General features: G+C 71.6%; 19 protein-coding genes and 1 pseudogene. 13 read left to right on the top strand and 7 right to left on the bottom strand.

Features of this window, described 5'->3' with window-relative positions; genetic code table 11:
* A pseudogene (locus tag KGA65_RS00005) lies at positions 1-206 on the top strand (ABC transporter ATP-binding protein); the annotation flags it as partial.
* A gap of 24 nt (positions 207-230) precedes the next feature.
* On the opposite strand, the gene KGA65_RS00010 reads toward KGA65_RS00005, so the two are convergent.
* Positions 231-1,223 (bottom strand): lipase secretion chaperone, encoded by a 993-nt coding sequence (locus tag KGA65_RS00010; protein WP_225861088.1) that lies wholly within the window; start codon positions 1,221-1,223, stop codon positions 231-233.
* Positions 1,223-2,158, bottom strand: a complete 936-nt coding sequence (locus KGA65_RS00015; protein WP_225861089.1) for an esterase/lipase family protein — start codon at positions 2,156-2,158, stop codon at positions 1,223-1,225. Before KGA65_RS00015 ends, KGA65_RS00010 begins: the two co-directional genes overlap by 1 nt.
* A 276-nt stretch (positions 2,159-2,434) precedes the next feature.
* Here KGA65_RS00015 and KGA65_RS00020 point away from each other — a divergent pair, with 276 nt between their 5' ends.
* The 7 genes from KGA65_RS00020 to KGA65_RS00050 all read left to right on the top strand — a co-directional run bounded on the left by KGA65_RS00020 (position 2,435) and on the right by KGA65_RS00050 (position 12,670).
* Complete coding sequence (locus KGA65_RS00020; protein WP_225861090.1) at positions 2,435-3,262, top strand: tetratricopeptide repeat protein; 828 nt, start codon at positions 2,435-2,437, stop codon at positions 3,260-3,262.
* Complete coding sequence (locus tag KGA65_RS00025) at positions 3,259-3,867, top strand: DJ-1/PfpI family protein (protein WP_225861091.1); 609 nt, start codon at positions 3,259-3,261, stop codon at positions 3,865-3,867. Before KGA65_RS00020 ends, KGA65_RS00025 begins: the two co-directional genes overlap by 4 nt.
* An 81-nt stretch (positions 3,868-3,948) precedes the next feature.
* Positions 3,949-4,749, top strand: coding sequence for a translesion DNA synthesis-associated protein ImuA (gene imuA / locus KGA65_RS00030; protein WP_225861092.1), 801 nt, complete (start codon positions 3,949-3,951; stop codon positions 4,747-4,749).
* Complete coding sequence (locus KGA65_RS00035; RefSeq protein ID WP_225861093.1) at positions 4,712-6,097, top strand: Y-family DNA polymerase; 1,386 nt, start codon at positions 4,712-4,714, stop codon at positions 6,095-6,097. Before imuA ends, KGA65_RS00035 begins: the two co-directional genes overlap by 38 nt.
* 20 nt (positions 6,098-6,117) lie before the next feature.
* Positions 6,118-9,285, top strand: a complete 3,168-nt coding sequence (locus KGA65_RS00040) for an error-prone DNA polymerase (protein WP_225861094.1) — start codon at positions 6,118-6,120, stop codon at positions 9,283-9,285.
* A 230-nt stretch (positions 9,286-9,515) separates the two neighbouring features.
* Positions 9,516-11,264, top strand: a complete 1,749-nt coding sequence (locus KGA65_RS00045; protein ID WP_225861095.1) for a methyl-accepting chemotaxis protein — start codon at positions 9,516-9,518, stop codon at positions 11,262-11,264.
* Positions 11,265-11,374: 110 nt separating this feature from the next.
* Positions 11,375-12,670, top strand: a complete 1,296-nt coding sequence (locus KGA65_RS00050; RefSeq protein ID WP_225861096.1) for a cation:proton antiporter — start codon at positions 11,375-11,377, stop codon at positions 12,668-12,670.
* Here the strand turns inward: KGA65_RS00050 and KGA65_RS00055 are convergent.
* Both KGA65_RS00055 and KGA65_RS00060 read right to left on the bottom strand, forming a co-directional pair.
* Positions 12,631-13,773 (bottom strand): VIT1/CCC1 transporter family protein, encoded by a 1,143-nt coding sequence (locus KGA65_RS00055; protein ID WP_225861097.1) that lies wholly within the window; start codon positions 13,771-13,773, stop codon positions 12,631-12,633. The two genes, KGA65_RS00050 and KGA65_RS00055, sit on opposite strands and share 40 nt — an antisense overlap.
* Positions 13,774-13,861: 88 nt before the next feature.
* Complete coding sequence (locus KGA65_RS00060) at positions 13,862-15,250, bottom strand: chloride channel protein (protein ID WP_225861098.1); 1,389 nt, start codon at positions 15,248-15,250, stop codon at positions 13,862-13,864.
* Between the two features lie 55 nt (positions 15,251-15,305).
* Here KGA65_RS00060 and KGA65_RS00065 point away from each other — a divergent pair, with 55 nt between their 5' ends.
* The gene (locus tag KGA65_RS00065; RefSeq protein ID WP_225861099.1) at positions 15,306-15,833 is read left to right on the top strand and encodes a MarR family winged helix-turn-helix transcriptional regulator; all 528 of its coding nucleotides are present in this window, start codon (positions 15,306-15,308) and stop codon (positions 15,831-15,833) included.
* Here the strand turns inward: KGA65_RS00065 and KGA65_RS00070 are convergent.
* A complete protein-coding gene (locus tag KGA65_RS00070; RefSeq protein WP_225861100.1) occupies positions 15,775-16,383 on the bottom strand; it encodes an Mpo1 family 2-hydroxy fatty acid dioxygenase in 609 nt (202 codons plus the stop codon). The genes KGA65_RS00065 and KGA65_RS00070 overlap by 59 nt on opposite strands.
* 80 nt (positions 16,384-16,463) lie before the next feature.
* Here KGA65_RS00070 and dcd point away from each other — a divergent pair, with 80 nt between their 5' ends.
* The 4 genes from dcd to ypfJ all read left to right on the top strand — a co-directional run bounded on the left by dcd (position 16,464) and on the right by ypfJ (position 18,830).
* Positions 16,464-17,033 carry a dCTP deaminase gene (gene dcd, locus KGA65_RS00075; RefSeq protein ID WP_225861101.1) on the top strand — a complete coding sequence of 190 codons (570 nt, stop codon included), beginning with the start codon at positions 16,464-16,466 and terminating at the stop codon, positions 17,031-17,033.
* A 106-nt stretch (positions 17,034-17,139) separates the two neighbouring features.
* The gene (locus tag KGA65_RS00080) at positions 17,140-17,487 is read left to right on the top strand and encodes a hypothetical protein (RefSeq protein WP_225861102.1); all 348 of its coding nucleotides are present in this window, start codon (positions 17,140-17,142) and stop codon (positions 17,485-17,487) included.
* Between the two features lie 10 nt (positions 17,488-17,497).
* The gene (locus tag KGA65_RS00085; RefSeq protein ID WP_225861103.1) at positions 17,498-17,875 is read left to right on the top strand and encodes a DUF1801 domain-containing protein; all 378 of its coding nucleotides are present in this window, start codon (positions 17,498-17,500) and stop codon (positions 17,873-17,875) included.
* Between the two features lie 67 nt (positions 17,876-17,942).
* Complete coding sequence (ypfJ, locus tag KGA65_RS00090; protein WP_225861104.1) at positions 17,943-18,830, top strand: KPN_02809 family neutral zinc metallopeptidase; 888 nt, start codon at positions 17,943-17,945, stop codon at positions 18,828-18,830.
* A gap of 25 nt (positions 18,831-18,855) precedes the next feature.
* Here the strand turns inward: ypfJ and KGA65_RS00095 are convergent, their stop codons facing one another.
* Positions 18,856-20,007, bottom strand: coding sequence for an alpha-hydroxy acid oxidase (locus KGA65_RS00095; protein ID WP_225861105.1), 1,152 nt, complete (start codon positions 20,005-20,007; stop codon positions 18,856-18,858).
* Positions 20,008-20,103: 96 nt separating this feature from the next.
* Positions 20,104-21,057, bottom strand: a complete 954-nt coding sequence (locus KGA65_RS00100; RefSeq protein WP_225861106.1) for a LysR family transcriptional regulator — start codon at positions 21,055-21,057, stop codon at positions 20,104-20,106.
* Positions 21,058-21,061: the final 4 nt, after the last annotated feature.

A 21,061-nucleotide genomic window follows, 5' to 3' on the forward strand; every position in this document is an offset into this window, starting at 1 on the left:
CCATCATGGTGGACAAGATCTTCGAGGTGGTGCAGACCATCCACGCGCAGGGCACGACGATGCTGCTGGTCGAGCAGAACGCCAGCCGGGCGCTGGCCCTGGCCGACCGGGGCTATGTGCTGGACTCGGGCGAGGTCAGCATGAGCGGCCCGGCCCAGGCGCTGCTGACCGATCCCAAGGTCCGCGCCGCCTACCTCGGCGAGTGAGCGCCACGGCAGCGGCTCAGTCGTTCAGCCACCGCCCGGATCCAGGCCCAGCACGGCCCGGGCGCGGCGCTGCTCCTCCGGGGCAAAGCGGGCCTCGACCAACTGATCGATGGCCTGCTGCCGCTGCAGCGCCGAGAGCTCGGCCGCACCGCGCAGCTGGGTGATCTGGCGGCGCACCTCAGCCACCTTCTGCGTCCAGGCTGCCTGGGCCTGGTCCAGGGCCTGCAGACGCGCGGCGGCCTCCGGCCCCAGCGTGGCCTCCCGCTGCCGCTGCAGGGCGGTCAGGTCCTCGCCGGGGTGCGGGGCGCGGGCCGCTGCGGGCAGTCCGCTGTCGGGCAGCTTGTCAGCCGATGCGGCGGCGGGCGTCAGCGCATCGCGCTTGAGCCGCGCCTGCAGCGCCGCCTCCTCGTCGCCGTAGAAGGCCTCGGCCCAGTCGTTGCCCAGCACCAGGCGGCGCTGGCGGGCGCGCTCCTGCAGGGCCAGGGCCAGGCTGTCCGCCGTGGGCGGGCTGGTGGTGCTGGTGGGCGCCAGCTGACGTTGCAGCTGCAGGTAGCGTTCCCACACCGCCATGACCTGGGCGGCGCCGTCCTCGCTGCCCAACTCGGTGCGCGCCTGGTGCTGCAGCAGGGCGCCCAGTTCCTCCACCGTGGCCTCGCCCAGCGTGGTCAACAGCTGGTCGAAGCGCCGTCGCACCGCCTGGTTCGGCACCAGCCGGCCCTGGGCATCCAGGCGGAAACCGCCGTCGGGTTGCGCGCCACGCAGCGAGCCTCGCTCGTACAGGGCTTGTCGCACCTGGGCCACGCTGCGCTGGACGCGCGAGGGGTTGGGTTGCAGGGCTGCCACCGCCTCCAGGGTCGCGGGCTGCGCTCCGGCCGCGGTGGTGCCCAGGGGGGAGGCTGAGGGGCTGGGCTGCCCCGCCGCCCGTGCGCTGGGCGCCTGGGTTGTCCAGGCCCACCACAGCCCGCCGCACAGCAGCAACGCCGTCCCGGTCCACAGGGCCGTGTGGCGGGCGGGCATCACAGGCCGATCGACTTCAGGCGGTTGGCCTGCGAGCGGTAGAAGGCCACCGGGTCGGGCGCGAACAGGCCGCGCAGGCCAAAGGCCTGGTTGATCTCGTCCAGGTGGTTCCAGGCGTAGTCGTCGCGCAGCACCGTGCCCCAGTGCGAGGCGCACTTGCCCACCAGGCCGTCGTTGGACGCGCCCTTGAAGCTCACCGAGGTCAGCGTCAGCAGGGCGTCGCTGAGGTCGAACACATTGGTCAGCACCGCATTGCCGCCGGCCGAGTAGTAGCGCACGCCGTTGACCAGTTCCGGCCCCTGGCCGCAGCTGCTGCTGGGTGCGCCCTGCGGGTAGTTGGCGTTGAAGGCCGCCGCGCCGGCCGTGGTCAGCGAGTTCATCGCGGCCTCGGAATCCTGCGGCAGGTCGGGGCTGCCCGAGAGCAGGCTGATCAGCGCCGCGAAGGCATTGGCCACCGAGGCCACCCAGGCCGTGGTGCCGGTGGCCGTGGTGCCGGCCTTGATGTCGTCGGCCACCGGGCTGCCGGTGTGCGGCGTGCCCATGGTGGTGACCGAGGCCACCAGCTGCGGCGCCACGGCGGCCACATAGCGCACTGCCTGCCCGCCGTGGCTGTGGCCCACCAGGTTGAACTTGCTGTAGCCGTAGGTGGCCTGCAGACGCTGCAGCTCGGCCAGCAGCTGCTCGCCGCGCACCTCGCTGCTGTTGGCCGCCGAGACCTGCGACACATAGACCCTGGCGCCGCCCGAGGCCAGGCCGCTGTCGATGCCCCACCAGTAGTCCACCGGGCCGATCGAATCCCAGCCGAACAGGCCATGCACCAGCACGATGGGGTAGCGCGTCTGGGTGTAGGTGTCGGCCGCATGGACCACGGTCGGCGCGACCGTGCCGGTGATGCAGGCCGCCGCCACCACCGTCTTCAGGAACCAGCGTTTCATGGGGTCTCCTCTGCGTGTTGTGGCTCCGGCACCGACGCCCGACGGGGGATCGACCCGGAGTGGGCGAATTAAAGAACGACCGTTCGTGCGTTGGTCTGGGTGATTTCCCATAGCTGCGCTGCAACATGGCCTCGGGCTTTCCCGGAGACGGGGGGGCAGGCTAAGCTGCAGGCCATGACGGGAAGCCAGCCTGCCGCAGCGATCCAGAGAGGCCGTGTCCAGCGCTGGGCGGCGGTGACGCTGTGGCTGGGCGGGCTGTCGATCGGGAGTCACGCCATGGGCTTGCCCATTGATGTTCAGTCCCTCTGGGATTTCGATCACCCCGAGCGCAGCGAACAGCGCTTTCGGCAGGCCCTGGCCACGGCACAGGGGGACGAAGCCCTCACCCTCATCCTCTACACCCAGATCGCACGCAGCCAGGGTCTGCGGCAGCAGTTCGTGCAGGCCCGGGCCCTGCTGGAAGGGCTGCAGCCCGTGCTGGCGGGGGCCGGCCCCGAGGTTCAGGTGCGTTGGTGGCTGGAATGGGGGCGCACCTGGGTGTCGGCCGCCCATGCGCCAGAGCAGCGCACCGCCGAGGCCCGTGCCCGGGCAGGCATGGCCTGGGAGCGGGCGGCGCAGCAGGCCCGCGCGGCCGGGCTGGACGATCTGGCCGTGGATGCCCTGCACATGCTGGCCTTCGTCGAGACCGAGCCGGCCGCCCAGCGGCAGCGCACCGAGGCGGCGCTGGCCGTGGCCCAGGCCTCCCCTCAGCCTGCGGCTCAGCGCTGGCAGGCCTCGCTCTACAACAACCTGGGCATGGCCTGGCACGAGGCTGGCCGTGACGATCTGGCCCTGGCCTCGTTCGAACAGGCCCTGCGCCTGCGCGAAGCCCAGGGCGCGGCCGGCCCCACCCGTGTCGCCCGCTGGATGGTGGCCTGGTGCCTGCGCCTGCAGGGACGTGAGGACGAGGCGCTGGCCCGGCAGCAGGCCCTGGCCGAGGAGGGGGAGGCGGCTGCCGACCCCGATCCCTATGTCTACGAAGAGCTGGAACTCCTGTACCGTGCCCGCGGCGACACGGCCCAGGCGGATGCCGCGGCCCGGCGCCGCCAGGCGCTGAACCCATGAATCTCGATCTGTTGGTGCGCCGGCCGGTGGCGGTGTTGCTCTACCCCGGCTGCGTGTTCCAGGAAATCGCCCTGGCGGTGGAGGTGCTGGCCCCGCACTGGCCGCTGCGCTACCTGACGCCGGACGGCGCGGTGCACCGGGCTTCCAACGGGGCCCGGCTGCAGGCCGATGGCGACTACGGCGGGCTGGACACCGAGGCCGTGGCCGCGGTGCTGGTGCCGGGCGGGGACCCAGGCTCCATCGTGCCCACCGGCCGTGCGCGGGCCGGCCTGCAGGTCGCGGCCGCCCAGGGCGCCTGGCTGGCCAGCATCTGCGGGGGTAACCTGGTGCTGGCCGCCGCCGGGGTGATGGACGGCTGCCGGGGCACGCACAACTACACGGCCGAACACGCCTCGCCCGAGGCCGTGGCGCAGACCGCAGCGTACTGGGCCGGCCTGCGCTTCGAGCGGGCGAACCTGGTGGTGGATGCCGAGCACCGCCGCATCACCGCCCAGCCCTGGGCCGACCGGGATCTGGCCGCCGCCCTGGCTCAGGCCCTGGGGGTGCTCGACCCTGCCGCGGCGGAGGACTTGCGGACCTATCCGCAACGGCGCCGCTACCCCTGATCCCGGGCGCCGGGCCTGCCGGCATGGCCAGGAAGGCTGTATGGATGTACAGTATCTTCCCGTGCCTTGCCTTCTGCCGCCATGCCTGCCTCCGATGTCCACGCGCGCGCCGCTGCCGCGCCCCTGTCCCTGCCGCCCGAGGTGGCGGGCCGGGTCTGGCCGGCCCGGGCCTGGACGGGGCCGCGGGGCGCGGTGCGCTCCAGCGGCCACGCCGCGCTGGACGCCGAGCTGCCCGGCGGCGGCTGGCCCTGCGGTGCCCTGACCGAGCTGCTGCAGCCCCAGCCGGCCCTGCTGGAGTGGCGTCTGCTGGGTCCGGTGGCCCGGGCCCTGGCGGCCGAGGGGCGACCCGTCGTGCTGGTGGGGCCGCCCCAGGTGCCGCATCTGCCGGGCCTGGCCCAGTGCGGGCTGCCGGCTTCGGCCCTGGTCTGGGTGCAGGCACAGACCACGGCCGAGCGGCTCTGGTGCACCGAGCAACTGCTGCGCGCCCAGGCCGCCGCCCTGGTGCTGGCCTGGGTGCCCCAGGCCCGGCCCGAGCAGATCCGCCGCCTGCAGGTCAACGCCCTGGGCAGCGAGGCCCTGGTCTTTGCCTGCCGGCCACTGGCGGCGCGGCAGGAATCCTCGGCCGCCCCGTTGCGCCTGCAGGCCCGGGTGGACCTGGACTGGGCGCTGCAGGTCCAGGTGTTCAAGCGGCGCGGGCCGGTGCACGAGGGCGAGGTCAGCCTGCCCTCGGTGCCCGGCACCCTGGGCGCGGTACTGCCCAGCCGCCTGCTGCAGCCGCGGCGCTGGCTGGCGGCGCGCCGCAGTGCCGTGCCGCAGCCCGTGCCCGTGCGGGAGGAGGAGGTCGATGCTCTGGGCCGCCCTGTGCTGGCCGGCGCCCGCTGAGGGCGCGCCCGCGGCCGACCTGCAGGGGCCGGCCTGCTGGGCCCTGCAGTTCACGCCGCGGGTGGCCTGCTGCGGCGATGCCCTGCGCCTGGAATTGGCCGCCAGCCAGCGCCTGTTCGGCGGCCAGGCCACGCTGCTGAGCCGCCTGGCCACCGAAGGCCGCCAACTGGGGGCCTGCGGCGTGGCCTGGGCCAGCACCGCCAGTGCGGCCCAGGCCCTGGCCCGCCAAGCCACGGTGGAGGGCACATCGCCGCAGCCGGCCCGGGTGCCCGGGCTGGACGTACCGCTGGCCGATGCCCTGGACCCGCTGCCGCTGGAGACGCTGGACGGCCTGCGCCCGCACGCCGACACCCTGCACCTGATGGGCTGCCATCGCCTGGGCGAGGTGCGCCACCTGCCGCGCGGCGGCCTGGCCCGCCGCTTCGAGGCCGGCCTGCTGGCCGCGCTGGACCAGGCCTACGGGACGCTGCCCGAGGCCCACTCCTGGCTCACCCTGCCCGAGACCTTCAGCGCGCGGCTGGAACTGGCCTTTCGCGTGGAGCAGGCGCCGGCCCTGCTGGCCGGCGCCCAGCGCCTGCTGCTGCAGCTCTGCGGCTGGCTGCAGGCCCGCCACGCCGGGGTGCTGGCCTTCACCCTGGCCTGGGAGCACGACTCCATGCGCGCCCGCGACGTGGCCCCCGGTGGCGCGCTGACCGTGCGCACCGCCCAGCCGGCCCGCCAGACCGAGCACCTGGCCCGGTTGCTGGCCGAGCACCTGGCACGGGTCACCCTGGCCGCGCCCGCCGCGGCGCTGCGTCTGACAGCCGACGAAGTGCAGGCCCTGGCCCCGCCCAGCGGCCAGCTCTGGCCCGATGCCCGCCAGCAAGCCCAGGCCCTGGACGAGGTGCTGGAGCGGGTGGCCGCCCGGTTGGGGGCCGAGCGCGTCTGCCGCCCACGGGTCTGCGAGGACCACCGGCCCGAGTGGATGCAGGGCTGGCAGCCGCTGGACCGGCCCCTGCCGCGCACCGGGGCGCGCCTGCCCACGCTGCCGCAGCCGGCCTTTCTGCTGCCGGCCCCGCAGCGCCTGGGCTTGCGCCAGCACCGGCCGGTGCACCAGGGCCAGCCCCTCTTGCTGCTGCTGGGGCCGCAGCGGGTGGAGGGGGGCTGGTGGCACCGCAGCACGGCGCCGCTGCCGCCGGGGGCCGAGGCCACGGCGCCCGAGGGCGCCACCGGCGTCGTGGTCTCGCACGCGGTGGCGCGCGACTACTGGGTGGCCTGGAGCGAGCGGGCCGGCGTGCTCTGGGTCTTCCAGACGCGGCTGGAGGGCGAGGCCGGCGAGGCCTGGTTCCTGCACGGCCACTTTGCCTGACCCCCTGGAGAGGACGCGCGATGGCCGAACCCCGCCCGCCGCTGCCCGACTATGCCGAGCTGTGCTGCGTCAGCAACTACAGCTTTCTGCAGGGCGCCAGCCACCCGGAGGAGCTGGTGCAGCGCGCCGCCGCGCTGGGCTACCGGGCCCTGGCCATCACCGACGAATGCTCGGTGGCCGGCGTGGTGCGGGCCCATGTGGCCTGGCGGGATGCGGCGGTGCAGGCCAGCGGCCTGCAACTGCGGCTGGGCAGCCGCTTCCGGGTGACGGACGAGGCCGGCCAGACCCGCTTCACCCTGGTGCTGCTGGCGGCGGATCTGCTGGGCTGGGGCCAGTTGTGCGAGTTCATCACCCGGCTGCGGCGGGCCAGCCCGGTCAAGGGCCAGTACCGGCTGACGCAGGACCTGATCGACGGCGAGGCCCTGGCCGGCTGCGTGGCCCTCGTCCTGCCGGAGCGCCACCTGGATGACGCGGCCCTGCACGATCTGGCGCGCTGGCTGCTGCGCCACTTCATCGGCCGCTGCTGGTGGGGCGTGAGCCTGCTGCAGTCGCTGGACGACGAGCGCTGGCTGGAGCGGCTGCAGGCCGTGTCCGCCGCCAGTGCCGTGCCCTGCGTGGCCTGCGGGGACGTGCACTTCCATGTGCGCTCGCGCAAGCCGCTGCAGGACGTGCTGACCGCCATCCGCCTGCGCCGGCCACTGACCGATTGCGGGCTGGACCTGCAGCCCAATGCCGAGCGCCACCTGCGCACCCGGCTGCGGCTGGCCCAGGCCTATCCGCCCGAGCTGCTGGCCGAGACCCTGGCGGTGGCTGCGCGCTGCCACTTCTCGCTGGACGAGCTGACCTACCACTATCCCGACGAGTTCATCCCCCCGGGTGAGACGGCGGCCAGCCACCTGCGCACGCTGACCTGGGCCGGGGCGGCCGAGCGCTGGTCCCAGGGCGTGCCCGCGAAGGAGCGGGCCCAGATCGAACACGAGCTGGCCCTGATCGACGATCTGCACTACGAGCACTACTTCCTGACGGTGGCCGACATCGTGCAGTTCGCCCGCGGCCGAGGCATCCTCTGCCAGGGCCGGGGCAGCGCGGCCAACAGCCTGGTCTGCTACTGCCTGGGCATCACCGCGGTCGGGCCCGACCGGCTCACCGCGCTGTTCGAGCGCTTCATCTCCAAGGAGCGCAACGAGCCGCCGGACATCGACGTGGACTTCGAGCACGAGCGGCGCGAGGAGGTCATCCAGTACCTCTACCGCAAGTACGGACGCGAGCGGGCCGCGCTGACCGCGGCCGTCATCAGCTACCAGCCGCGCAGCGCGCTGCGCGACGTGGGCAAGGCCCTGGGCTTCACGCCTGAGCAGCTCGATGCCCTGTCCAGCGCCCACCGCGGCTGGGAGACCCGCGGGCCGGACGCGGCCCGGGTGGCCGAGACTGGCCTGGACCCGGACGCGCTGGCGGTACAACAGTTGCTGCAGCTGGCCACCCAGCTGCAGGGCTTTCCCCGCCACCTGTCCCAGCACACGGGGGGCTTCGTGCTGACGGCCGGGCGGCTCTCGCGCATGGTGCCCATCGAGAACGCCAGCATGAAAGACCGCACCGTCATCCAGTGGGACAAGGACGACCTGGACGCGCTGGGCCTGATGAAGGTGGACGTGCTGGCCCTGGGCATGCTGAGCGCGCTGCGCAAGACGCTGGCCATGGTGGGCCTGCGCGAACGCAGGGCGATCGAGCTCTACCAGGTGCCCGAGGGCGACGAGCCCACCTACGCCATGATCAGCCGGGCCGACACGGTGGGCGTGTTCCAGATCGAGAGCCGGGCCCAGATGAGCATGCTGCCGCGGCTGCGGCCCGCGTGCTACTACGACCTGGTGATCGAGGTGGCCCTGGTGCGGCCCGGCCCCATCCAGGGCGGAGCGGTGCACCCTTACCTGGACCGGCGCCAGGGCAAGGTGCCCGTGACTTACCCCCGCGAGGAGCTGAAGGTGGCGCTGGAACGCACCCTGGGCGTGCCCATCTTCCAGGAGCAGTGCATGCAGATCGCCATGGTGGCCGCCGGCTTCAGCGCTGGCGAGGCCGACGGCCTGCGCCGTGCGATGGCGGCCTGGAAGCGCAAGGGCGGGCTGGAGAAGTACCACGACCGCCTGGTGGGTGGCATGGTGGCGCGCGGCTACGAGCAGGACTTTGCCGAGGGCGTGTTCAAGCAGGTCCAGGGCTTCAGCGACTACGGCTTCCCCGAAAGCCACGCGGCCTCCTTCGCCCTGCTGGTCTATGCCAGCGCCTGGCTCAAATGCCATTACCCGGCGGAGTTTCTGGTGGGCCTGCTCAATTCCCAGCCCATGGGCTTCTACAGCCCGGCCCAGCTGGTGCAGGACGCCCGGCGCCACCAGGTGACGGTGTGGCCGGTGGACGTGCAGCACAGCGGGGTGGACAGCGCGCTGGACGGGCCCTCGCCGGCGCCGCTGGAGGCGGGTGGGCCGCCACCCGCGGTGCGCCTGGGCCTGCGCCTGGTGGCCGGGCTGTCTGCAGCCGCGGCCCTGCGCATCGTCGAGGCCCGCGCCGCCGGGCCCTTCGCCGACACCCAGGACCTGGCCCGCCGCGCCGGCCTGGAGCAGACCGATCTGCGCTACCTGGCGGCGGCCGACGCGCTGCGCTCGCTGGCCGGCCACCGCCGCCAGCAGATGTGGGAAGCCGCCGGCCTGCGCCGCGCCCCGGCCCTGCTGCGCGGCGCGCCGGTGGACGAGGCCCCGCTGGCCCTGCCGGCCGCCCCCGAGGGCGAGGAGATCGTGGCCGACTACCAGAGCACCGGCCTGACCCTGCGCCGCCATCCGCTGCAACTGCTGCGCCCGCAGTTGCAGCGCCGCCGCCTGCTCACCGCCGAGGCCTTGCGGGCCTGTCCGGCCGGCCGGCTGGTGCGCCATGCCGGCATCGTCACCATGCGCCAGCGCCCGCCCACCGCCAGCGGCACCTTGTTCATCACGCTGGAAGACGAGACCGGCCTGGTCCAGGCCATCTGCTGGCCGCGGGTCTACGAGCGTTTCCGCACCGTGCTGGTGTCGGCCCGGCTGCTCGGCCTGGCTGGCACCTGGCAGCGCGAGGGCGAGGTCTGCAACCTCATCGTCGGCCACGCCGAGGACCTGACCCCTTGGCTGGGCCGGCTGGCGCCGACCGCCCGCAGCCGGGATTTCCGCTGATCCCAAACCGCACCAAAGTGGGGATCAGGCGTGCATTTCCCGCACTTTTGCCCTCTTCTGAAGGGGGCCGATTTGGGAACACTCAAGTCGTGTCAGGTTTTACCGAACACGGGACCAGGGATTGACTGACAAGAGAGGCTCCGCTGTGGCGTGGCGGGGGCGAACTGCCCCGGGCCTGATGGCGCGACCTTCAGAAATTTGCAGCCCCGTCCAGGACGGGAGGAGACACCATGTTCAAGAACTTGAGAATCGGACAGCGACTGGGCTTGGCCTTTGGCCTGCTGCTGGTCCTGCTGGCCGTGCTGGCGGGCGTCAGCGCGCTGCAGATGAGCCGCCTGGCCGGCAATGCCAACTACTACGCCGAGAACCTGGTGCCTTCCTATGAGGCCGAGCACGAGATCGCGCAGCGGCTCGACGACGTCCGCCGCTATGGCTTCCGTCACATCCTCAGCAATTCGACGCAGGAGATGGACCAGATCGAGGCCCAGATGTCAGAGATCCGTCGCGGCTTGGACCAGCAACTGGACCACTACGCCAAGAACCTGGTCTCGGACGACGAGGACCGGCGCAACCTGGAGGCCACCCGCGCGGCCGTGGTGGCTTATGACGCCCAATGGGCCAAGGTCCAGGCGGTGTCGCGCCTGACGACCAGCGACCCTGCCAAGATGACCGAGGCGGCCCAGTTGATGAATGGCCCGGCCTTTGAGGCTCACACGGCGGCCCAGCAGGCCATCCGGCAATGGTGGGCCTACAACGTCAAGCTGGCCAAGGACCAGGATGCGGCGTCCCGTGCCACTGAACAAAGCGCCCGCTTGATCCTGATCGGACTCGCTGCGGCGGCCCTGGTCCTGGGCATCGGCGCAGCCTGGGTGATCACCCGTTCCATCACGCAACCCATTCAGCGTGCGGCGGAGCTGGCCTCGGCCGTGGCCCAGGGGGACCTGAGCTCGCACATCGACATCGACGGCCGGGATGAAACCGCCCAGTTGCTGCAGGCCCTGGCGCGCATGCAGGGCAGCCTGGCCCAGGTGGTGTCCACCGTGCGCCAGAATTCCGAGAGCATTGCCACGGCCAGCGCCGAGATCGCCCAGGGCAACATGGATCTGTCCAGCCGCACCGAACAGGCGGCCAGCGCGCTGGAAGAGACCGCAGCCACGATGGAAGAGCTGGGCAGCACCGTGCGCCACAACGCAGACAACGCCAAGCAGGCCAACCAGTTGGCCCAAGGCGCCTCCACCGTGGCCATGCAGGGCGGCGAGGTGGTCAGTCAGGTGGTGACCACCATGCAGGAGATCAACGAGAGCAGCCGCAAGATCGGCGACATCATCGGCGTGATCGACGGGATCGCCTTCCAGACCAACATCCTGGCGCTGAACGCGGCGGTGGAAGCCGCGCGTGCCGGTGAGCAGGGGCGCGGCTTCGCGGTGGTGGCGGGCGAGGTGCGGGCGCTGGCCCAGCGCAGCGCCGATGCCGCCAAGGAGATCAAGGCCCTGATCGGCCGCAGCGTCGAGCAGGTCGAGAAGGGCAGTGCGCTGGTGGGGCAGGCCGGTGAGACCATGGGCGAGATCGTCGGGTCGATCCGCCGCGTCAGCGACATCGTGGCCGAGATCAGTTCGGCCAGTGCTGAACAGGCCAACGGGGTGTCCCAGGTGGGCGAGGCGGTGGGCCAGATGGACCAGGCCACGCAGCAGAACGCCGCCCTGGTGGAAGAAAGCGCCGCTGCGGCCGACAGTCTGAAGAACCAGGCGCGGCATCTGGTTGAGGCGGTGGCGGTGTTCCGCCTGTCGGCCCACGAGGTGCGCAGCACCTCGACGGCCAGCCCAGCCGCCCCCGTGGCCAGTGCGCCGGCTCCGCACAAGCCGGCGCCGAAGGCAGCCGCACGGCCCCCGGTGACGCGGGCCGCAACGCCCGCGCCAGCCGCGGCGGCGAAACCAGCGGCCGCGGCGGTGGCCGGATCGGACGACTGGGAAACCTTCTGAGCCTCCACGGGGCGGAGGACGCGGTCACATTTCCCAGGGAACTTTGTGGCCTCGGTGGTACCGTATGACGCTGTGCTCGCTGCCGCACCGCGTCCCGGATCCGCCGCCCCATGCTTGAAATCACCGTCTGGTGCCTGGTCATCACGGCCGTCTTCGCTTACATCAACCACCGCTTCATCGGCCTGCCCACCACCATCGGCGTGATGACCATCGCGCTGGCCATCTCCGGCGCGCTGATCGGCCTGGACTACATCGGCTGGAGCGAACCCCGCCGCTACCAGGCGGCGATGGTGGCGTCGATCGATTTCCCCGGAGTGCTGATGCGCGGCATGCTCGCGGTGCTGCTGTTCGCCGGCGGGCTGCAGTTCAAGCTGGGCGAGCTGGTGCGGTTCCAGAAACCCATCGTCGCGCTCACGGTGGCGGGCACGGTGGTCAGCGCCTTGCTGGTCGGCCTGGCGCTGTGGAAGCTGCTGCCGATGGTGGGGGTGCGGCTGGCCTTGCCGTACTGCCTGGTGTTCGGCGCGCTGATCTCCCCGACCGATGCGGTGGCGGTGGGCAGCATCCTGAAGTCGGCCGGCGTGCCGCGCACCATGGAAGCCATCATCGCCGGCGAGTCACTGTTCAACGACGCGGTGGGCGTGGTGCTGTTCTCGCTGGCCCTGTCGATGGTGAAGACCGGCGACTGGCCCACGGCGTCCGAGGCGCTCAGCCAGCTGGCGCGCGAAGGCGGCGGCGGCATCCTGATGGGCCTGCTGATGGGCAACCTGCTCTACCGCATGCTCAAGGACGTGCAGAGCTACCAGGTGGAGGTGCTGCTGACCCTGGCCACCGTGATGGGCGGCTATGGCCTGGTGGAGGAACTGGACTTCTCCGGCCCGCTGGCCATGGTGGTGGTGGGCATGGTGGTGGGCACCCGCAGCCGCTCCGACCGTGACTTCCCGCAGGACACCCAGGACCACCTGTCGCGCTTCTGGCGTCTGGTGGACGGCATCTTGAACACCTTGCTGTTCGTGCTGATCGGGCTGGAGGTGATCCGGGTTCATTTCAGCGGCGGCATTCTGGTGGCAGCGGCGCTGACCATCGCCATCACGCTGCTGGCGCGCGGCCTGAGCGTGGCGGCGCTGATGGCGCTGCTGCGGCTGACGATGAGCCTGCCGCGGGGCACCTGGCGGGTGCTGACCTGGGCCGGGGTGCGCGGTGGCGTGTCGGTGGCGCTGGCCCTGTCGCTGCCGGCCGGACACAGCCGGGAGGTCGTGCTGTCGCTGACCTACTGCGTGGTCGTGTTCTCGATCCTGGTGCAGGGGCTCACCGTGGGCACCCTCGCCCGCCGCGTGGGGGTGAGCAATGCCAAGCCCCTGGCCCTGCCTCAGCCCAGCCCGGTGGCCAGCCAGCGGCCGGCCCCGTAGGTCAGGGCCGCGGCGGCGGCGCCGATGGCCAGCTGCCGCAGCCCGCTGCGCCAGGCGCTGCCCCCGGTGAACAGCGTGATGCCCATGCCGATCAGCAGCAGGCCCAGCCCGCTGGCCAGCGCGCAGGCCAGCACCGCGTGCGGGCCTGAGGCCACCAGCAAGGGCAGCGCCGGCACCGCCGCCCCCAGCAGAAAGACCACGAAGGACGTGCCGGCGGCAGCCCAGGGCGAGCCGCCCAGGTCGTCCGGGTTGATGCCCAGCTCCTCGCGCACCAAGGTGTCCAGCGCGCTGCCGTGCTGGGCCATCACCCGGTGCGAGATGGTCTGCGCCTCTTCGGCGCTGAAGCCCTTGGCCTGGTAGATCAGGGCCAGTTCCTCCCGCTCCTCCTCGGGCGCCTGTTCCAGTTCGTCGGCCTCGGCCGCGATCTGCCGGGCGTAGAGCTCGCGGGCACTTTGCACCGAAATCCATTCGCCCATGGCCATCGAGCCGGCCCCGGCCAGCGCGCCGGCCAGCGCGGTGGTCAGCAGCGTGGTGCCGGAGAACTGCGCCCCGGCGGCGCCCATCAGCAGGCAGAAGGTGGACACCAGCCCGTCGTTGGCGCCCAGCACGGCGGCGCGCAGGGCGTTGCCATCGCCGGCACCGTGCCGGCCCTCCAGCTGGGCATAGCGGCTGCCGTTCCAGCCGTGGCGGGCCCGGCTGGCCAGGTGGGCCAGCAGGCGGGCGTGTGAGCGTTCCTGGGCCGGCATGGCGGTGCCGTGGGTCTCCGTCTGGCCGTCGTAGGTGCCGCGGTTGTCGGTCTCCTGGGTCATCACCGTGGGCAGCACGGCATTGGCCCCCAGCCGCCGGGCCAACCAGATCAGCACCCGTGCTCGTGTGCTGGTGCGGGGCTGCAGGGGCCGGCCCAGCGCCTGCTCCAGTCGCCGCTGCCAGAACAGCGCATGACCCTCCTCGGCCAGGGCCAGCCGCCGGTACAGCGCGGCCAGGTCCGCCTGCGGCTCGGCCGTTGCCATGGCGCGGTAGATCGCGGCGCTGTCGATCTCGCTTTGCCAGTTGCCGCGGTAGCGGGTCAGCACGTTCTTCGACAGGGGCGGTGCGGAGGGCATGGCGATCCAGGCAAGGTTATATTTGTGACGATATAATTTCGGGGCGCGTTGGGCTGTCTCAGCAGCGGCCCGGCGTCTCAAGGAGTGACTATGTTCCGGAGCCCCGCGTGGGCTCCGTTTTTTTGTCCGCTTCCACGGGAACCTCGGACGCTTCGGGGGCTGCGGGTTTGGGCAGCCGCTCCAGCTGCATCTCGGCCAGGGCACCGTACAGCGGCCGGCTGAGAATGCGCGAGACGCCGCTGGCCACCAGGGCACAGGCCATCAGGCTGAGCACCATGGCGTGGCCATTGACCATTTCCATCACGATGATGAAGGCGGTCAGCGGGGCCTGGGTGGCCGCGGCCAGAAAGCCGGTCATGCCAAGCGCGATCAGCGCCGGCACCTGCGGGTTGCCGGTCAGCAGCGCGATGTCATTGCCCAGTGCGCCGCCAATGGCCAGCGAGGGCGCGAAGATGCCGCCGGGCACGCCCGACCAGGCCGTCAGCCAGGTGGACAGGAACATGAACAGCGCATAGACCACCGGGATGCCGCCTTCACCGTTGAGCATGGCGCGCGAGTGGGCATAGCCGCTGCCGAAGGTGATGCCCTGGTTGACCACGCCGATCAGCGCGATCAACAGGCCGCAGCCCGCGGCGAAGGCCACCGGACGGGCCCGGCGCCAGCGGCTGAAGTGGTCGTTCTCCAGCCCGTTCTGCGAGCGGATCATCAGCCGCGAGAACAGGCCGCCGGCCAGACCGCAGGTGACGGCCAGCAGCAGGGCCGGCCACCACAGATCGGCCCGGAACTCGTCGACCCGGATGATGCCGAAATAGCTCTCGTTGCCCTGCATCGAGACGCCCATCAGGCCGGCCAGCACGATGGCGGCGATGATCAGGCCGCTGTTGCGCTGCTCGGGCCGGCGCGAGAGTTCCTCGATGGCGAACATCACCCCGCCCAGTGGCGTGTTGAAGGCCGCCGCGATGCCGGCTGCGCCGCCTGCCACCAGCAGCCCATGCTCGGACACCAGGTTGCGCTGGGGCAGCCAGTGGCGGGCGTTGTGCATGATGCCGGCGCCCACCTGCACGGAGGGGCCCTCCCGCCCCAGCGACAGCCCGGCCAGCAGGCCCCAGGACGCCAGCAGGTACTTGCCCACGGCCAGCTTGATGGAGACGTACAGGCCGCGCTGCGCGCGCTCGACCCGGCTGTCCAGCGCGGCCATCACCTGCGGGATGCCCGAGCCGGCGGCGCCGGGCACCCAGCGGCGTGTCACCCAGACGATGGCGGCGGTGCACAGCGGGGTCCACAGCAGCGGGCTCCACCAGAGGGCGTGCTGCAGGTCGAAGAACAGCGACAGCGCCCATTCGGTGGTGCGGGCGAACAGCACGATGCTGAGCCCGGTGAGCACGGCGTAGGTGAGCACGACGGCCCGGCTCCACCACAGATCGAATTGACCCAGTTCCCGGTGCAGGATGGCCAGCAGGCGCAGGTACCAGCGCATCTCAGCCCCTGCTGCGGGCAGCAAACCCGGCAAAAAGACAGCCTATCATTCTGAAATGGTAAATCCTTGCACCCCTGTTTCGGCGGACGAGGCGCCGCAGCACTCGCCTGCCGCCACCGTGCTGGACGAGCCGGCCGCCCGGGTGTTGCGGCGTTTTCGCCAGGTGTTCAATGCCGTGAAGACCCACTTCCAGCAGGTTGAACGGCAGGTCGGGATCGGCGGGGCGCAGGTCTGGGCCCTGAGCGTGATCCAGGCCAGGCCGGGGATCGGGGTGAACGACCTGGCCCGGGCGCTGGACATCCGGCAATCGACGGCCAGCAACCTGGTGCGGGCACTGGTGGACCGGGGACTGGTGGCCACCGCCCGCTCCGAACGCGATCGCCGGGCCGTCGAGTTGCGGCTGCTGCCGCCCGGGGCTCAGCTGCTCGAGCACACACCGGGGCCGTTCAGCGGCGTGCTGCCGGTGGCACTGGCACAACTGGACGCCGCCACGCTGGCCCGGTTGGAGACCGACCTGTCGCGCATCATCGAGCTGCTCGGTGCGGACGAGGATGCCGGCGGCCTGCCCCTGGCATCGATGTGACCGGACCCGCCAGATCCCGCACCTGGGTCGGGCCGGCTTCGCGTTCAAGCTGCTGACGCAGACCGGCCAGCCAGCCCAGGGTGAACAGCAGTTCCACCACCACGAACAGCGGGCCCGCCAGCAGGGCGACCAGGTCTTCCACGAAGGCCGGCGCTCGCCCCTCGTAGTAATGGCCCACGGCCTGACACACCGCGCCCAGGGCCAGGCAGCCCAGGCTCCAGGTCAGCCAGCTGCCGGTGCTGCCCTGGCCCAGCGGGGCGGCCAGCAGCACCATCGCCGCGTGCAGCAGGCTCACCAGCAGGCCGATGGCGGGCAGGCCGCGGCTCAGGTACCAGAGCGTGCTCAGCCCCCACAGCAGGCCGGCGGGCAGCAGGTGCCAGGCCTCGCCACCGGCCTGGACCGAGCCCAGCACCGGGCGGGACAACAGCACGTCCAGACCGAACACGATCAGCGGGATCCCCACGCAGTGGGTCGCGATGTTGCGGCGGTCGCGGTGATAACGCGCGTAATCCACCAGCAGCTCGTCAGCGGGGCGAAAGAGCGTGGCCAAGGCAGTCTCCGGTTGCGTGGGGTCGATCATGCCCCAGGCCGGGCCGCGCTTCTAGAATCGAGGCCTTCCGAGGAAACCCGATGAGCATCAAGAGCGACAAGTGGATCCGCCGCATGGCGGAGCAGCACGGCATGATCGAGCCGTTCGAGCCCGGCCAGGTCCGCCATTCCCCCGACGGGCAGAAGATCGTCAGCTATGGCACCTCCAGCTATGGCTATGACATCCGCTGCGCGCGGGAATTCAAGGTGTTCACGAACATCCATTCCACCGTGGTGGACCCGAAGAACTTCGACGAGAAGAGCTTCGTCGACGTGGAAGGCGATGTCTGCATCATCCCGCCCAACAGCTTCGCGCTGGCCCGCACCGTGGAGTACTTCCGCATTCCGCGCAACGTGCTGACCATCTGCCTGGGCAAGAGCACCTATGCCCGCTGCGGCATCATCGTCAACGTCACGCCCTTCGAGCCCGAGTGGGAAGGCTATGTGACGCTGGAGTTCAGCAACACCACGCCATTGCCGGCCAAGATCTATGCCGGCGAGGGCTGCGCGCAGGTGCTTTTCTTTGAGAGCGACGAGGTCTGCGAGACCAGCTACAAGGACCGCGGCGGCAAGTACCAGGGCCAGTCCGGCGTGACGCTGCCCAAGACCTGAGGCAGCGCGAACTGCCTGGTTTTTGGGCAGTTGATCCCGGTTTCGGGGGCTTGACGGCGGGCGCACCATCGCTGGCATCCGGATCCCCCGGAGGCCAGGAGCGCCCATGACCCCCCGCGACCCTTCCGTCACCGTTGAATCGCATGCTGTCCCGGCCTGGCTGGCCGAGGTGCTGGCGCACCGGCCGGCCGAGGCCCGGCCTTCGGCGCGTCGCGCCCTGCCGCCGTCCTCCGCGGACATCGACATGGGGGCGCTGCTGCGCTTCAAGTCCATGATGGCGCTGGAACATCAGCCGGTGCAGGTGGCGCGCATGTGCTACGACCGCCGCTACGCCTACGAGCGGATCGCCACGGCGCATGCCAGCGCGCGCGATCCCTTGCGTCGCCTGGCGCTGGAGTTGTTCCAGGCCTACCACCGGCGCGAGTTGGTGGCCCGGGCGACGGCCGCGGGCTGAAGGCCCTCCGATGCGGGCCGGACCCTCAAAGGCTCTGGTGCGGGCCTGGCTGGACTTCCTGCCGGAAGGCCAGCGCGTGCTGGCCGAGCGCTTGCGTGCGCTGGCGCTGCAGGCCGAACCGGGCCTGGTCATGGCCATCAAGTGGGGCAACCTGGTGCTGGCGCCCGAGGGCGGGCGGCCGGTGCTGGCCATTGCACCCCACCGCAGCGGCGTGCACCTGCGGCGCCTGAGCCCGCGCGGCGAGGCGATGGGCGCCGACGAGGGCGAGCGCAGCCTGCGCCTGCGCCACGGTGAGGAGGTGGCCGAGGCCGCGGTGCGTGACTTTGTCCGCGCGGCGGTGCGGCGAGGCGACGCGTTGCTGACGCTCCCGCCGGCCCCACCGCACTGAACCTGCCGAGGCCGGTCCGAAGCACCGACAATCCCTGCCGAACCATCTTTCTGCAGGGGAGGGCGCCATGCGTTGGCAAGGCAACCGGGAAAGCGACAACGTGGAGGACCGCCGCGATGACGGCGCGTCGGGCGGCGGCGGCATGCTGCCGATTGGCGGGCGGGGGCTGAGCCTGGGTGGCATCGTGCTGGCGCTGCTGGCCAGCTGGATTTTGGGCGTGAACCCGCTGACCCTGCTGGGTCTGCTCAATGGCGGGGGCCTGCCGCAGGGGGCCCCGGTGGCCACGCAGCCTAAGCCCCATCAGGCGCCCAACGATGAGGAGGCCCGCTTCGTTACCACGGTTCTGGCCAGCACCGAAGACGTGTGGTCCGCGGTGTTCGCCCAGGCGGGCAAGACCTACGAGAAGCCCACGTTGGTGCTGTTCCGCGGCACCACCCCCACCGCCTGCGGGGCGGGCGAGGCGGCCATGGGGCCGTTCTACTGCCCCGGCGACCGCCAGGTCTACATCGACCTGTCCTTCTACGACACGCTGCGTCAGCAGCTGGGTGCGCCGGGCGATTTCGCCCAGGCCTATGTGATTGCCCACGAGGTGGGCCACCATGTGCAGAACCTGCTGGGCATCACCGGCAAGGTGGACGCGCTGCGGGCCCGCCAGGGCGAGGCCCAAGCCAACGCCACCTCGGTGCGGGTGGAGCTGCAGGCTGATTGTCTGGCCGGCGTCTGGGCCCAGCATGCCCAGGCGCAGTTGAACTGGCTGGAGCAGGGGGATGTGGAGGAGGCGCTCAACGCTGCCTCGCACATCGGCGACGACGCCCTGCAGCAGGCGGCCCAGGGCCGGGTGGTGCCCGAGAGCTTCACCCACGGCAGCAGCCAGCAGCGGGTGAGCTGGTTCCGGCGCGGTCTGTCGCAAGGCCACCTCAGCGACTGCGACACCTTCGCGGCGCGCAGCCTCTGAGCGGGGCCTGAGGCCAAGGGCCTGTTCAGGCGGGCAGCGTGCCGGGCAGCAGGATGTCCTTGCCGACCTGGTTGAGCTGGGTGTGGCCGCAAAAGGCCATGGTCAGGTCCAGCTCGCGGTGGATGATCTCCAGCGCCTTGGTCACGCCTTCCTCGCCCATGGCACCCAGGCCATAGAGGAAGGGGCGGCCGATCAGGGTGCCGCGCGCGCCCAGGGCCCAGGCCTTGATCACGTCCTGGCCGGAGCGGATGCCGCCGTCCATCCAGACCTCAATGCGGTCGCCCACCGCGTCCACGATGGGCGGCAGGGCCGAGATGCTGGAGGGCGCGCCGTCGAGTTGGCGGCCGCCGTGGTTGCTGACGATCAGCGCATCGGCACCGGAATCGGCCGCCAGCCTGGCGTCCTCGACGTCCAGGATGCCCTTGATGATCAGCTTGCCGCCCCACAGGCTCTTGATCCACTGCACATCGTCCCAGGACAGGCAGGGGTCGAACTGCTTGGCCGTCCACTCGGACAGCGAGCCCATGTTCTCGACACCGCTGACGTGGCCGACGATGTTGCCGAACTGGCGGCGCTTGGTGCCCAGCATGCCCAGGCACCAGCGCGGCTTGGTGGCCAGGTTGAGCAGGTTGGCCAGCGTGGGCTTGGGCGGGGCCGACAGGCCGTTCTTCAGGTCCTTGTGGCGCTGGCCGAGGATCTGCAGGTCGGCGGTGAGCACCAGGGCCGAGCAACCGGCCGCCTTGGCGCGCTCGATCAGGCGCTCGATGAAGCCACGGTCCTTCATCACGTAGAGCTGGAACCAGAAGGGCTTCGTCGTGTGGGCGGCCACGTCCTCGATCGAGCAAATGCTCATGGTCGAGAGGGTGAAGGGCACGCCGAACTTCTCGGCCGCGCGGGCGGCCAGGATCTCGCCATCGGCATGCTGCATGCCGGTCAGGCCGGTGGGGGCCAGGGCCACCGGCATCGCCACTTGCTGGCCGATCATGGTGGTGGCGGTGCTGCGGTGGTCCATGTCCACCAGCACGCGCTGGCGCAGCTTGATCTTCTGGAAGTCGCTTTCGTTGGCGCGGTAGGTGCCTTCGGTCCACGAGCCGGAGTCGGCATAGTCGTAGAACATGCGGGGCACGCGTCGCTGGGCGAGCACGCGCAGGTCTTCGATGTGGGTGATCACGCTCATCGGTCAGTCTCGGTTCTTCTGCGGGAGCCGGGATGCTAGACCGCAGGGGGCGGCCGTGAGCGGAAATTTCGTCCGGCCGTGCCGGAAAACCGGGCCTCAGTGGCCGCCGGCCACCAGGGCCAACCCATCGGCGGCGGCCCGCTCGCAGGCTTCGCGCAGCCAGCGGGCGCCAGCCAGGGCCACCGGATGGTCCTCATGCGGCAGCAGCCAGTAGGCACTGCTGGCGGCCAGCCAGGGGGTGGCCCCCACGCCCAGCACCGGGCGCAACCGCCCCGTCCTGAGGGCCTGGCGGGCCAGGCTGGGGCGGGACAGCACCACGCCCTGGCCGCACAGCGCAGCCTCCAGCCGCATGCCCAGGTCGAACAGGCGGGGGCCTTGCTCGGGTTCGGGCCAGTCCAGCCCCACAGCCCTGAACCAGGGGATCCAGGGCTCCAGTGGGTTGCGCAGCAGCGGCAGGCCGGCCAGGTCGGCCGCCTCGCGCAAGCGGCCCTCGGGCAGCAGCGCCGGGCTGGCCAGCGGGATCAGCACGTCCTGCATCAGCGGCACATCGTCGGTGCGCAGCGCCTGTCCGTGGCGCACATCCAGATCGGCGTCGCTGCCGCCCTGGTCCAGAAAAGGGACCGACAGCACCAGTTCCAGCTCGATGTCCGGGTGCCGTTGTGTCCAGGCGGGCAGGGCCGGCACCAGCACCTCGCGCGCCAGCGTGGGGGGGGCGCTCAACCGCAGGCGTTGGCCACGCTGGGCGGCGCGCCGGTGCAGCGGGAGCGCGGCCAGTTGCGTCAGCGCCGGCAGCACGCCGGCCAGGTACTCGCGTCCGCTGGCGCTCAGCTGCAGCGGTTTGCCGCCGCGCTGGAACAGGGCCAGCCCCAGCTGGTCTTCCAGCGTGCTGATGCGCTTGCCCACCGCGCTGGCGGTGATGTGCAGGGCTTCGGCGGCGCGCTCGTAGCTGCCCAGCCGGGCGGCGGCCTCGAAGGCGCGCAGGGCGTCCAGTGAGGGGAGGCGGACCTCCTCATCGGCGGGTGGGCAGGTAGGCGGTGGCAGGGCGACCATGGCG

This window comes from Ideonella benzenivorans (assembly GCF_020387415.1).
GTDB lineage: Bacteria > Pseudomonadota > Gammaproteobacteria > Burkholderiales > Burkholderiaceae_C > Ideonella > Ideonella benzenivorans.

Coding starts and splice junctions, on each gene's coding strand:
- dcd (WP_225861101.1), top strand. CDS start 16,464: ATGAGCATCAAGAGCGACAAGTGGATCCGCCGCATGGCGGAGCAGCAC.
- KGA65_RS00060 (WP_225861098.1), bottom strand. CDS start 15,250: ATGCGCTGGTACCTGCGCCTGCTGGCCATCCTGCACCGGGAACTGGGT.
- KGA65_RS00010 (WP_225861088.1), bottom strand. CDS start 1,223: ATGCCCGCCCGCCACACGGCCCTGTGGACCGGGACGGCGTTGCTGCTG.
- KGA65_RS00045 (WP_225861095.1), top strand. CDS start 9,516: ATGTTCAAGAACTTGAGAATCGGACAGCGACTGGGCTTGGCCTTTGGC.
- KGA65_RS00035 (WP_225861093.1), top strand. CDS start 4,712: ATGCTCTGGGCCGCCCTGTGCTGGCCGGCGCCCGCTGAGGGCGCGCCC.
- KGA65_RS00040 (WP_225861094.1), top strand. CDS start 6,118: ATGGCCGAACCCCGCCCGCCGCTGCCCGACTATGCCGAGCTGTGCTGC.
- imuA (WP_225861092.1), top strand. CDS start 3,949: ATGCCTGCCTCCGATGTCCACGCGCGCGCCGCTGCCGCGCCCCTGTCC.
- KGA65_RS00085 (WP_225861103.1), top strand. CDS start 17,498: ATGCGGGCCGGACCCTCAAAGGCTCTGGTGCGGGCCTGGCTGGACTTC.
- KGA65_RS00025 (WP_225861091.1), top strand. CDS start 3,259: ATGAATCTCGATCTGTTGGTGCGCCGGCCGGTGGCGGTGTTGCTCTAC.
- KGA65_RS00095 (WP_225861105.1), bottom strand. CDS start 20,007: ATGAGCGTGATCACCCACATCGAAGACCTGCGCGTGCTCGCCCAGCGA.
- KGA65_RS00100 (WP_225861106.1), bottom strand. CDS start 21,057: ATGGTCGCCCTGCCACCGCCTACCTGCCCACCCGCCGATGAGGAGGTC.
- KGA65_RS00080 (WP_225861102.1), top strand. CDS start 17,140: ATGACCCCCCGCGACCCTTCCGTCACCGTTGAATCGCATGCTGTCCCG.
- ypfJ (WP_225861104.1), top strand. CDS start 17,943: ATGCGTTGGCAAGGCAACCGGGAAAGCGACAACGTGGAGGACCGCCGC.
- KGA65_RS00050 (WP_225861096.1), top strand. CDS start 11,375: ATGCTTGAAATCACCGTCTGGTGCCTGGTCATCACGGCCGTCTTCGCT.
- KGA65_RS00065 (WP_225861099.1), top strand. CDS start 15,306: ATGGTAAATCCTTGCACCCCTGTTTCGGCGGACGAGGCGCCGCAGCAC.
- KGA65_RS00015 (WP_225861089.1), bottom strand. CDS start 2,158: ATGAAACGCTGGTTCCTGAAGACGGTGGTGGCGGCGGCCTGCATCACC.
- KGA65_RS00020 (WP_225861090.1), top strand. CDS start 2,435: ATGGGCTTGCCCATTGATGTTCAGTCCCTCTGGGATTTCGATCACCCC.
- KGA65_RS00055 (WP_225861097.1), bottom strand. CDS start 13,773: ATGCCCTCCGCACCGCCCCTGTCGAAGAACGTGCTGACCCGCTACCGC.